Here is a 10,987-nt window from a genome sequence, read left to right on the forward strand (position 1 = left end):
GTGCGCGGCCGCGCGTCGCGGCAAGGCTGGTCGATGCATCACCGGAACGCAACCAGCGTGTCGCCGCGCTGCTCGAGCAGCACCGGACCGACGCGTCCCAGCCGCACCGGCCCTTGGTAGTCGCCTCGGTCGACGGCGATCGTGTTGGACGCCACGCCGGTTCGCTCGTCGATGACGGCGACACCGCCGTCGATCGGCACGACGACGCTGCCCGCCCACAGCACCCCCGTGCCGCGGGTGTCCGGCAGTGTCCACCGGGGCTGCAATGTCGTGGCGTCCAGCGCGAGAGTCGCCGACCCGGTGTCCCACAACACCGACGAGACCCCGTTGGTGGTCCGGGGCGTCCCCGCGTCGTGCGCGGCCAGCAGCTCGTCCGCCGGCATGGTCAGGCGGTACTGGTGCACCAGCTTGCCCGGCTTGGCGTAGATCAGCATCTGACGCGAGTGCGGCAGGACGACGGCGGCACGGGGCTCGTCGTCCCGCGCCACCGCGACCACGCGGCCGTCCGGCCCGGGCAGTTCGGCCGACAGCAGCACCTTGGGCTCGTCGGTCCTGTTCTCGCCGTCCTTCTCGTTGGTCGTGCCGATGACGGTCAGCCAGTCGGCCCGGTCACCCGCGCAGCGCTCGGTGACGGCGATCTTGCCCACGGCCAGGGTCATGGAGTTCAGCACGCAGTCGGCGCGGGGCGGGCGGGCCGGATCGGGTGTGCATCGCCGCTCCTGCTCCGGCGGCGGCGACGTCTCCACCTGCCCGCCACCGGACTCGCTGGTGGCGGTGCAGCCGGGCGGATGCTGCCGGTTCGGCTCCACCGGTGTCGGCACCCGCCCGTACTCCATCGTCCGGATCAGCTCCCTGCTCCAGACGTTGAGCAGCTTCCGGCCGGTGGCCAGCACGTGTGTTCCGTCGCTGAGCAGGCGAGTGCCGAACTCGGCGTCGCCGTTGCGTTGGGCTCGCAGCCTGCCGGTGGTGATGTCGAACCGGGACACCTCGCTGCACCCGGCCGACTTGCTGTGCACGACGACGACACTGCCCCAGGCTTCGGCGACCGTGCACAGCGGGAGGTCACGCGCGTAATGCCAGCGCTCGCGCCCGGTTTCGGCGTCCCGCCCAGTGACTTCGCCGTCGGCAGCGGTGACGACCGTCGAACCGTGGGCGACCGGGACCACGGTGGCCGGGCTGGGGGCCCGCCACGCCTCGGTCAGCCGTTCCGGCGGCTGCGCCGGCTCGGGAAGCGCAGGCACCGGCCGCGCCGTGGAGCGGCTGGTGGCCCTGCTGTCGCTCTGCGCCCACACCACCGCTCCGACGACCACGACGAGTACGACGATGATCGCCGCGGCGATCCTGTCCCGCGGACGTGTCCACGGCGAACGGGTACCGGTCCGCTTGTGCGGCTCGCGCGAACCGGGCACGAGTCAGGCGTCTCCGCCTGCTGACGTGGTAGCGCTGCTGCGGCGGCGACGCCGGCGGCGGCGCGTGCCGGACGGTTTGCCCGGCGCCGAGCTGGCCGGCTCGTCCGAGCGCGCTTCCGGCGCCGTCTGAGCCTGGCCCGCCGCCGTGTCGGCCTGCTGCTTGCCTGCCGATGCCGAGCGGCCGCTACGGGTGCGCTTGCGCGAGCGCCGCTTGCCCGGCGACTGCGACCGCGGGCCACCGGCGCGCTTGCCGCCGAAGTCCTCGGCCTCCTCCGCGGCCAGCCCGGCGCGGGTTCGCTTGGCCAGCGGCAACCGCCCGGTCGCCTCCCGCGGGATGCCCAGGTCGGTGTACAGGTGGTCGGACGTCGAATACGTCTCCACCGGCTCCGGGATGCCCAGGCCGAGCGTGTCGGAGATGAGCCGCCAGCGCTGCTCCTCGTCCCAGTCCACCAGCGTCACCGCGACACCGGCCTTGCCCGCCCGGCCGGTACGGCCGATGCGGTGGATGTAGGTCTTCTCGTCCTCCGGGCACTGGTAGTTGATCACGTGGGTGACGTCGTCGACGTCGATGCCACGGGCCGCCACGTCGGTGGCCACCAGGACGTCGATCTTGCCCGACCGGAACGCGCGCAGCGCCTGCTCCCTGGCCGACTGGCCGAGGTCGCCGTGCACCGCACCGGCGGCGAAGCCGCGCTCGGTGAGGTCGTCGGCGAGCTTCTGCGCGGTGCGCTTGGTCCGGGTGAAGATCATGGTCAGCCCACGGTCCTTGGCCTGCAGCACCCGCGCGATCAGCTCCGGCTTGTCCAGCGCGTGCGCTCGGTAGACGAACTGGGCGGTGCGTTCGTGCACCGCGCCCTGGTCGACCTCCTCGGCACGGATGTGCGTCGGCTTGTGCAGGAACGCGCGGGCCAGCGTGATGATCGGGCCAGGCATGGTGGCCGAGAACAGCATCGTCTGCCGCTGCTCCGGCACCATCTGCAGAATCCGCTCCACGTCCGGCAGGAAGCCGAGGTCGAGCATTTCGTCGGCCTCGTCGAGCACCAGCGCGGACACCTTGCCCAGCACCAGGTGCCGCTGCTCGGCCAGGTCCAGCAGCCGTCCCGGGGTACCGACCACCAGGTCGACGCCCTTCTTCAGCGCCTTGATCTGCGACTCGTACGGCCGCCCGCCGTACACCGCGAGGGTGCGGACGCCGAGGTACTTGCCTGCGTCGTGCAGGTCGTGCGTGACCTGCAGGCACAGCTCGCGGGTCGGCACCACCACCAGCGCCTGCGGTGTGCCGTCACCCGGCAGGGTCAGCCGGTTGAGGATCGGGACACCGAAACCGAGTGTCTTGCCGGTCCCGGTGCGGGCCTGCCCGATGACGTCCTCGCCGGCCAGTGCCAGCGGCAGGGTCAATTCCTGAATGGCGAACGTGCGCTCGATGCCCGCTTCTTTCAGCGCCCGGACGATTTCCGGCTTGATGTCGAACTCGCTGAATTTCGGTGCCTCGGGCCGCACCGGGGCGCCGGCACGCAGCGGATGGGAAGTATCGCTCTCGTCGACACCGGCCTCGCTGTGCTCCAGCGTGACGGGGTCGGTGGGCCCGGGGGCATCCGGCTGTTCGGATCGCTCGCCAGGCGTGTTCGTCATGGTCAGCGTGATCGCCTCTCTCGATGTTCCAGCGCGCACAGCTGACGGTGGGAATCCCCAATGTGCCGATCGGGACACGACCGGCATCGGCTCGCGTGCACGCACAGTGCCTCGATATCGCTCGATGTTCCGCGAAACCGCACGCCCACGAACAGGTGGTGGCGCGCGTGATGCGATATCGCTCTCCAGGTGCAGTCTACCGGCCCAAATCGGCGTTAGGGTCTAAACATGACCGACGGCACCGACCAATCGGCCAACTCCGCGACGGAGAAGACCGACGAACAGCGAGGTACTCAGGCTGCCAAGGAGCCGCTCAGCGAGGGCGTGGTGGACCTGCTCGGCGTGTTGGCCTACGGCGAGCTGGCCGCGTTCGACCGGCTGGCGGAGGACGCCAGGGGAGCGCCGACGTTGACCGGTCGCGCCCAGCTGTCCGCCATGGCGGCCGCGGAGATGTCGCACTACCAGCTCATCGAGCGTTACCTGGCCGAGCACGGGGTGTCCGTGGAGGACGCCATGCGGCCGTTCGTCAAGCCGCTGGACGCCTTCCACGCAGGCACCCGGCCGAAGACGTGGCTGGAATCCCTGGTGAAGGCCTACGTCGGCGACCAGCTGGCGGCCGACCTGTACCGGGAGGTCGCCGACTGGCTGGACCCCGAGACGCGGGAGATCGTGCTCACGGTGCTGGCCGACACCGGACATTCGGCGTTCGCCGAGCGTGAGGTCACCGCGGCCATCGAGGCCGATTCGAAGCTGCGCGACCGCCTGGCGCTGTGGGGCCGGCGCCTGCTCGGCGAAGCGCTCACCCAGTCCCAGTACGTCGCGGCCGAGCGTGACGGGCTGGCCGAGCTGATCATCTCCGGTTCCGGCGACATCTCGGGCATCGCCGCGCTGTTCCGCCGGATGCAGCAGCGGCACCACAAGCGGATGCAGGCGCTCGGCCTCGGCTGACGCGCCCGCCCGGCGGTGGGATAGCCTGGCAGGAGAGCGGACGCGTCCGCAGAGGCTGTGCAGGAGGCATGGGTGGAGATCAAGATCGGCATCGATGAGTCGCCCCGCGAGCTGGTGGTGTCCAGCAACCAGACGCAGGAGGAAGTCGAGAAGCTGGTCACCGAGACGCTGGACAAGGGCGAAGGCCTGCTGCGGCTGTCCGACGAGAAGGGGCGCACCTACCTGGTGCCGTCCGACAAGATCGCCTACGTGGAGATCGCGCCGACCGACACGCGCCGGGTCGGGTTCGCGGTCGTCGAGCCGACGAAGGACGCCAAGGACGCCAAGTAGTGCCGCGAGTGCTCACTCGGCGGCTTTCTCGGCACCTGTGGCCGCGTCGCCACGGGTGTCGCGCATTTTGATCACCTTGTTCAGTTCGAGCGGCTTGTTCGGGTCGACCGTGTGACCGTGCTGGCGCAGCACGCCGTCGATCGCTGCCCAGATGATCTGCGTGGTGTACTCCACCACGGCTTCCTTGCTCATCGACTGGCGTTCCAGCCACCATTCCCCGATGTTCTGCACCAGCCCGACCACGCCGTGCGCCCACGGCTCGGCGGCGCCGGAGTCCATGCCGAACGCGCGCATGTAGTCGCCGAGCACGGCGGTCACCGCGGTGGCGATGAGCCGTTTGTCCTCCTGGGCGATGGCGGTGCTCGGCGAGTCGGCGGCGTGCGGCGGCGGGTGCACCAGCAGCCGATACAGGTTCGGGTACTCCTCCACGGTGCTGAAGAAGGCGTCGATCGCCCGCCGGATGCGCGGCACCGGGGCCAGCTCCTGGTTCAGCGCGGGCATCAGCCGGTTGAAGAGGATCTCGGTCCCGCGCTGGCCGAGCGCCACCAGCAGGTCGGCCTTGTCGGTGAAGTGCCGGTACAGCACAGGCTTGGTGACCCCGGCCTCGGCGGCGACGTCCTCCATGCCGAAGTCCGGCCCCTGCTTGTCGATGACCCGCAGCGCTGCCTCGACGAACTCTTTGCGGCGCTCGATGCGGTGCCGCCGCCAGCGGTCGCGCCGGGCGTCGCCCCGGTCGGCCCGGCCTCGTGCGCCCTCCTTGACACCGTCAGCCATGCCGGTCACCATACCGCGAGGTAACTGTTACCGGTCGTTACAGTAAGTTCGGCGAAGGGGCGGAGCGCGTGAGCCTGGTGGAGCCACAGCGCCGGTGGCTGCCGGCGGCGTCCAGTGCAGGGATGGAACGGGTCGACCGGTTCACCGCCGGTGACGGCACCCGCCTGCTGGTCCGAAGCAGCGGGCCGAGCACCGCCCCGGTCACCGTGGTTCTGGTGCACGGCTGGACGCAGCACAGCGGCTGCTGGGACGGCGTGTGCGCGCTGCTGCCCCCGGATGTCCGCGTTCTCCGCGTCGATCTGCGCGGTCACGGCGGTTCGGACCCCGCACCCCCAGGCACGCGCACCCTGGAGCAGCTCGCCGACGACGTGGCCGAGGTGCTGGCTGCGCGCACCTCGGGGCCGGTGGTACTGGTGGGCCACTCGATGGGCGGGATGACGCTCATGGCGCTGGCCGAGCGGCATCCGCGGCTGGTCGCCGACCGGGTGGCCGGGGTGGCTTTCGTGGCGACCTCGTCCGGCAACATGCACCGCATCACGCTGGGGCTGGGCGGGGTGCTCGGCCGCACCGTGCCACGGGCCGAGCCCGTGCTGCGTGGATTGCTGGAACGCCGCGAGGACGGCTCGTTGCCCGCGGTGCCGCAGCTGATCAGTCCCGTGGTGCGGTGGCTGGCGTTCGGCAAGCGGGCCCGCTGGCAGCACGTGAACGACACGGCGCGGGCGGTGCTCGCCGCCCATCCGGCCACCGTCGGCGGGTTGCTGGACGCGATCTTCGCGCACGACCGGACCGTGGTACTCGGCGCGCTGCGCAGCATTCCGACAGTGGTGCTGGCCGGTGACCGGGATCGGCTGTGCTCGGTGGAGCACGCCAAGGTCATCGCCGAGCAGCTGCCCGGGACCAGCTTCGTGCTCTACCCGGGGGCCGGGCACATGCTCATGCACGAGCGCACCACCGACGTGGCACGAAGCCTGATGTCGTTGATTCGCGCTGCGGTCCCCGCGGCCTAGCCGGGCCGTCCGCGCCACGGTCCCCGCGGCCTAGTCGGGCCGTACGCGCCGCGGTGTCCGCCGGTGGGCGACGGCTTGGGGCCCCTGGCGAAATCGTCGGGCCCCCTGCTGCTCAGTGCTCGGCCTGGTGCTGCAGTGGGAAGCCGCCGCCGATGCCACGCCACGCCAGCTGCGCGATGAGCGCGACCGCTTCGTCCCGGTCGATCGCGGTGTGGTTGTCCTGCCAGTAGCGCGCACTGACCTGGCTCATGCCCACCAGCCCGGACGCCAGCAACTGCGCCTTGGCCGGTGGCAGGCCGGCGTCGGCGGTGATGGTGTCGGTGATCGCGTGCACGCACGCGGACATGGCCCGCTCGACCGCCGCCTGCACCGCGGGCTCGCCGCGCAGATCGGACTCGAACACCATCCGGAACGCGCCGCTGTCCGCGCTGACGAAGTCGTAGTACGCGGCCACCGCGTTGTACACCCGCTGCTTGTTGTCGGTCGTCGACTTCATGGCCTTGGTGACCTCGGCGACCAGCTGCTCCACGTTGTCCTCGAGCAGCGCGATGTACAGCTCGAGCTTGCCGGGGAAGTGCTGGTAGAGCACCGGCTTGGAGACTCCCGCCCGCTCGGCGATCTCGTCCATCGCGGTCGCGTGGTAGCCGTTGGCGGCGAAGACGTCCCTGGCCACCGAAAGCAGTTGTGCCCGGCGCTTGCGTTTGGGCATGCGCACCCCGCGCTTGAGCTGAGCGAGGACGCCGGTGGCCTGCGCGTTCGTCGTTTCCGTCATGGCCGGCCTTCCGCATGTCGTGCGCTGTGTCGCGCGTTGTCGTCGGTAGCTGCAGGGGCGGATCTCGCCGCTCCCGACAGTACCCGCCAGTAATACCCGTGGTGCAAGCCGCGCCGGGTCGGCTGACCAGCGGTGCGTCAGCTCTGCCCGTTGGCGCAGCGGTCGTGGCGTACGCCATGCTTGGTGCCATGGCTGATCCGGGAGTGGCGGGCGGCGGCTACGACTCCGCCTGGGACGACCTCGAACTGCCGGAGCTGGACGAGCACCTGCCGCCGTGGCCGGGCGCGGTGGAGGAGTCCGGTGGCGTGCGGCTGCACGTCCGGCGGACCGAACCCGAGCTCACCCCGGACGGCGCGCCGACCGCCGTGTACGTGCACGGGCTCGGCGGCTCGTCGACGAACTGGACCGATCTCGGCCGCCTGCTCGCCCCGTGGGCCCGCGGCGTCGCCGTCGACCTGCCGGGTTTCGGGCTCTCCGAGCCGGAGGACGGTTTCGACTACAGCCTGCGCGCCCACGCCGACCGGGTTGCCCGGTTCGTGCGCGGCTTCGGCGACGGACCGGTCCACGTGCTGGGCAACTCGATGGGCGGCGCGATCGCCATCCTGCTGGCTGCGCGGTGGCCCGAGCTGGTGCGCTCCGTGACGCTGGTCTCGCCCGCGGTGCCGGACCTGCGGCCGAGCATCAAGCGGCTGTCCGACCCTCGGCTTGCGCTCGCCTACCTGCCGGTGATCGGGACGCGCGCCCGGCAACAGCTGATCGCGATGACCCCGGAGCAGCGCGTGCGCCAGGTGATCGAGCTGTGCTACCACGACCCGTCGCGGCTGCCGCCGCACCGCCTGGCCGAGATGGTCGAGGAGTACCGGCAGCGCAGCGGCCACGCCTGGGCGGTCACCGCGATGGGGCGGTCGACGCTCGGCATCGTCCGCGACTGGGTGGCCAGGGGCCCGCGGTCGTTGTGGCGGGCGCTGGAGGAGATCACAGCGCCGTCGCTGGTGGTCTGGGGCGAGCGGGACCGGGTGATCAGCGCGCGGAAGGCGGTGCGGACCGTCCGCGCCCTGCGGCGTGGCAGGCTGTTGATGCTCCCGGATACTGGACATGTAGCGCAGATGGAGCAGCCGCGGCGGGTGGCGCAAGCCACCGTGGAGCTGTGGCGTGAGGCGGAGGCCGGACGATAGGCCGACAGGGTGACGACGATGATCGGGATGTCAGCCTGTCGGCGCAGGATTCGATACGCGATGTGGCAGGCTGTAAACCGTGGGTGAGCGTGTGACGAACGGGCCGCGGAGCGCACGGCTTCGCAGGTCACAGCCACCCGATCGCACGTCGGGCGGCATTCCGCGGTATCGCCCCGGTGGCAGGCGGATCGCCGCCGAGCCGTTGGAGGCTTCCTGGAAGCCGGGCGAACCCGCCCGGCGGAGTTCCCGGTCCCGGTCCCGTCCCCGGTCCGGGCCGGCCAGCTGGGTCAAGAAGTACGGCTGGCGGATCTACGCGCTGCCGATTCTGCTGGTCGTCACCGTCCTGGCGGTGCTGGACGCGCGTGACGGTGCGCAGCCCGGGCCGGCAGCTGCGCCGCCGCAAGGGCCGGCAGCGGGCGCACCGTCCGAGCCCGAGGGGCCGAGCGCGACGGAGACCCCGGTCAAGCCGGTGGACCTGCGCATTCCGACCGCGGAGCTTCCTCCCGGCGGGAAGTACACCGAGAAGGGCCGGGGCACCTGGCGGGTGGTGAAAGGCTCCAGCCCGCCAGTCGGCAAGCGGGGTGCGCGGCTGCTCAAGTACACCGTCGAGGTGGAGAACGGCCTCGACCCGTCCAGCTACACCGGGGACGACGCGTTCGCCCAGACCGTCGAGGCCACCCTGGCGGATCCGCGGAGCTGGATCGGCAGCGGCGAGGTGCGCTTCCAGCGGGTGGACGACCCCGCGAAGGCCGACTTCCGGATCAGCCTGACCTCGCCGCGGACCACCCACCGGGCGGACATCTGCGGGTTCCAGATCAGATACGAGTCGTCGTGCTACCAGCGCCGGATGGACCGCGTGATCATCAACCTGGCGCGGTGGGTGCGCGGCGCGAAGGCGTTCAACTCGGACATGACCGCCTACCGGCAGTACGCCATCAACCACGAGGTCGGCCATGTGCTGAACAACGGGCACGTGGGCTGCCAGCGCAACGGTGCCCTGGCGCCGGTGATGATGCAGCAGACGTTCGGCGTGGCCAACAACTACGTGGCCAAGTTGAACAAGGCGGACCCGACGAACTATGCCGCGGTGCCGCGGGACGGGAAGGTCTGCAAGCCCAACGCGTGGCCGAATCCCGGGGCGCAGTGACGCCGGGGCTGTCGCTTGCGTGCGACGCGGCGCAGTCGCCGACGAGGGTGGCGTGACCGCCCTTACGGCCGGGATGCGGGAATGCGGGATGCCACGCCGCTGTTGTTCCAGAGTGTGGACGGTGACGTCATGATGTGGACGGACGCTGGCAGTGCGAGGACTATCGACGTCAGACGGCACCGCACAACCGACGTGGCGTGAACCTGGAGGTCGAATGTCAGGCAGCCTGCCGCCGCTGGTGGAGCCCGCGGCCGAGCTGACCAAGGAGGAAATCGCCCGCTACAGCCGGCACCTGATCATCCCGGACGTCGGGGTGGACGGGCAGAAGCGGCTGAAGAACGCGAAGGTGCTGGTCATCGGCGCCGGCGGGCTGGGCAGCCCCGCGCTGCTGTACCTGGCTGCCGCGGGTGTCGGCACGCTGGGCATCGTCGACTTCGACACGGTGGACGAGTCCAACCTGCAGCGGCAGGTGATCCACGGGCAGTCGGACGTCGGCAAGCTCAAGGCCCAGTCGGCCAAGGAGTCGATCGCCGAAGTCAACCCGTTCGTCACGGTCAACCTGCACACCGAGCGGCTGACCAGCGAGAACGCCCTGGACATCTTCTCCGGCTACGACCTGATCCTGGACGGCACGGACAACTTCGCCACGCGGTACCTGGTCAACGACGCAGCGGTCATCCTGGGCAAGCCGTACGTGTGGGGCTCGATCTTCCGGTTCGAAGGCCAGGTGTCGGTGTTCTGGGAGGCCGCCCCGAACGGCAAGGGCGTCAACTACCGCGACCTGTACCCGGAGCCGCCGCCACCCGGCATGGTTCCGTCCTGCGCCGAGGGCGGCGTGCTGGGTGTGCTGTGCGCGTCGATCGGGTCGATCATGGTCAACGAGGCGATCAAGCTGATCACCGGGATCGGCGAGCCGCTGCTCGGCAGGCTGGTCACCTACGACGCGCTGGAGATGCGCTACCGCGAGGTGAAGATCCGCAAGGACCCGGAGACGCCGAAGATCACCGAGCTGATCGACTACGAGACGTTCTGCGGTGTGGTGTCGGACGAGGCGCAGCAGGCGGCGCAGGACAGCACCATCACGCCGCACGAGCTGAAGGCCATGTTCGACTCGGGCAAGGAGTTCGAGCTGATCGACGTGCGGGAGCCGCACGAGTACGAGATCGTCCGGATCGAGGGCGCCAAGCTCGTGCCGAAGGACCGGATCCTGTCCGGGGAGGCGCTGGCCGAGCTGCCGCAGGACAAGCCGATCGTGCTGCACTGCAAGTCGGGTGGCCGGTCGGCGGAGGCGCTGGCGGCGCTGCACCGCGCCGGCTTCTCCGACGCGGTGCACCTGGGCGGCGGGATCCTGGCCTGGGCGAAGCAGATCGACCCGAGCCTGCCGACGTACTGAGCACGAACCCGGGGCTCGAGTCCGCGTCCCGACCTGGGGGCCGGACTCGAGCCCTTTGGCGTGCCGTTCTGGGGAATCCTCCAGCTTCTGGCGTTCCTGGTGGGCGCAGGGCGCGACTTGTCCAGCATGGGGCGGTACTGCAGCTGTCCGGCCGGTGTGCGCAGGACCCGAGTCGTGGTGGCCTGACGGACGCCGTGAATATCGACTTGCAGTCGGCACGAGTGGGCTGTGACCTGACCGGCCCAGGCAGGGGATGAGGCATCTCCCCGGTGGCGGGTCGGCATGCGCCGCCCATTGGGGTGGCAGGTTGCGCCCAATGGAGTCAGGGACCCGCGGGCGGCGGAGTGTCACCCGGTGGAGTGAGAATCGAGCGCGTTAGTCTGCCGCCGTGCCGGTCACT

General features: G+C 70.6%; 10 protein-coding genes. 6 read left to right on the forward strand and 4 right to left on the reverse strand.

The genetic code is table 11. The features are described from left to right. Positions 1-38: 38 nt before the first annotated feature. Positions 39-1,409, reverse strand: coding sequence for an Rv3212 family protein (locus CXP56_RS16315; protein ID WP_286901797.1), 1,371 nt, complete (start codon positions 1,407-1,409; stop codon positions 39-41). 3 nt (positions 1,410-1,412) lie between these two features. Continuing rightward, on the reverse strand, positions 1,413-3,041 hold the full coding sequence (locus CXP56_RS16320) for a DEAD/DEAH box helicase (protein ID WP_156899375.1): 1,629 nt from the start codon (positions 3,039-3,041) through the stop codon (positions 1,413-1,415). Between the two features lie 228 nt (positions 3,042-3,269). Between CXP56_RS16320 and CXP56_RS16325 the strand changes: the two genes are divergently transcribed. Beyond that, positions 3,270-3,989 carry a ferritin-like fold-containing protein gene (locus tag CXP56_RS16325; RefSeq protein WP_286901799.1) on the forward strand — a complete coding sequence of 240 codons (720 nt, stop codon included), beginning with the start codon at positions 3,270-3,272 and terminating at the stop codon, positions 3,987-3,989. 72 nt (positions 3,990-4,061) lie between these two features. Further along, the gene (locus CXP56_RS16330; protein ID WP_028848936.1) at positions 4,062-4,319 is read left to right on the forward strand and encodes a DUF3107 domain-containing protein; all 258 of its coding nucleotides are present in this window, start codon (positions 4,062-4,064) and stop codon (positions 4,317-4,319) included. Positions 4,320-4,331: 12 nt separating this feature from the next. Here CXP56_RS16330 and CXP56_RS16335 read toward each other — a convergent pair whose 3' ends face one another. After that, positions 4,332-5,093, reverse strand: a complete 762-nt coding sequence (locus CXP56_RS16335; protein WP_245566733.1) for a TetR/AcrR family transcriptional regulator — start codon at positions 5,091-5,093, stop codon at positions 4,332-4,334. 122 nt (positions 5,094-5,215) lie between these two features. Between CXP56_RS16335 and CXP56_RS16340 the strand changes: the two genes are divergently transcribed. Further along, the gene (locus CXP56_RS16340; protein WP_028848938.1) at positions 5,216-6,100 is read left to right on the forward strand and encodes an alpha/beta fold hydrolase; all 885 of its coding nucleotides are present in this window, start codon (positions 5,216-5,218) and stop codon (positions 6,098-6,100) included. Positions 6,101-6,212: 112 nt separating this feature from the next. On the opposite strand, the gene CXP56_RS16345 is transcribed toward CXP56_RS16340, so the two are convergent. After that, on the reverse strand, positions 6,213-6,872 hold the full coding sequence (locus tag CXP56_RS16345) for a TetR/AcrR family transcriptional regulator (RefSeq protein ID WP_028848939.1): 660 nt from the start codon (positions 6,870-6,872) through the stop codon (positions 6,213-6,215). 188 nt (positions 6,873-7,060) lie between these two features. Between CXP56_RS16345 and CXP56_RS16350 the strand changes: the two genes are divergently transcribed. From CXP56_RS16350 to moeZ, 3 genes are all read left to right on the forward strand, one after another. Further along, positions 7,061-8,047, forward strand: a complete 987-nt coding sequence (locus CXP56_RS16350) for an alpha/beta fold hydrolase (RefSeq protein WP_286901801.1) — start codon at positions 7,061-7,063, stop codon at positions 8,045-8,047. Between the two features lie 79 nt (positions 8,048-8,126). After that, positions 8,127-9,194, forward strand: coding sequence for a DUF3152 domain-containing protein (locus tag CXP56_RS16355; protein ID WP_286901802.1), 1,068 nt, complete (start codon positions 8,127-8,129; stop codon positions 9,192-9,194). Between the two features lie 214 nt (positions 9,195-9,408). Next, positions 9,409-10,587 carry an adenylyltransferase/sulfurtransferase MoeZ gene (gene moeZ, locus CXP56_RS16360; protein ID WP_286901803.1) on the forward strand — a complete coding sequence of 393 codons (1,179 nt, stop codon included), beginning with the start codon at positions 9,409-9,411 and terminating at the stop codon, positions 10,585-10,587. The last annotated feature ends 400 nt before the right edge of the window (positions 10,588-10,987 follow it).

It is taken from the genome of Thermocrispum sp. (assembly GCF_002919275.1).
In the GTDB taxonomy this organism is placed as follows: Bacteria; Actinomycetota; Actinomycetes; order Mycobacteriales; family Pseudonocardiaceae; genus Thermocrispum; species Thermocrispum agreste.

Coding starts and splice junctions, on each gene's coding strand:
- CXP56_RS16320 (WP_156899375.1), bottom strand. CDS start 3,041: ATGACGAACACGCCTGGCGAGCGATCCGAACAGCCGGATGCCCCCGGG.
- CXP56_RS16325 (WP_286901799.1), top strand. CDS start 3,270: ATGACCGACGGCACCGACCAATCGGCCAACTCCGCGACGGAGAAGACC.
- CXP56_RS16335 (WP_245566733.1), bottom strand. CDS start 5,093: ATGGCTGACGGTGTCAAGGAGGGCGCACGAGGCCGGGCCGACCGGGGC.
- CXP56_RS16340 (WP_028848938.1), top strand. CDS start 5,216: ATGGAACGGGTCGACCGGTTCACCGCCGGTGACGGCACCCGCCTGCTG.
- CXP56_RS16345 (WP_028848939.1), bottom strand. CDS start 6,872: ATGACGGAAACGACGAACGCGCAGGCCACCGGCGTCCTCGCTCAGCTC.
- CXP56_RS16350 (WP_286901801.1), top strand. CDS start 7,061: ATGGCTGATCCGGGAGTGGCGGGCGGCGGCTACGACTCCGCCTGGGAC.
- moeZ (WP_286901803.1), top strand. CDS start 9,409: ATGTCAGGCAGCCTGCCGCCGCTGGTGGAGCCCGCGGCCGAGCTGACC.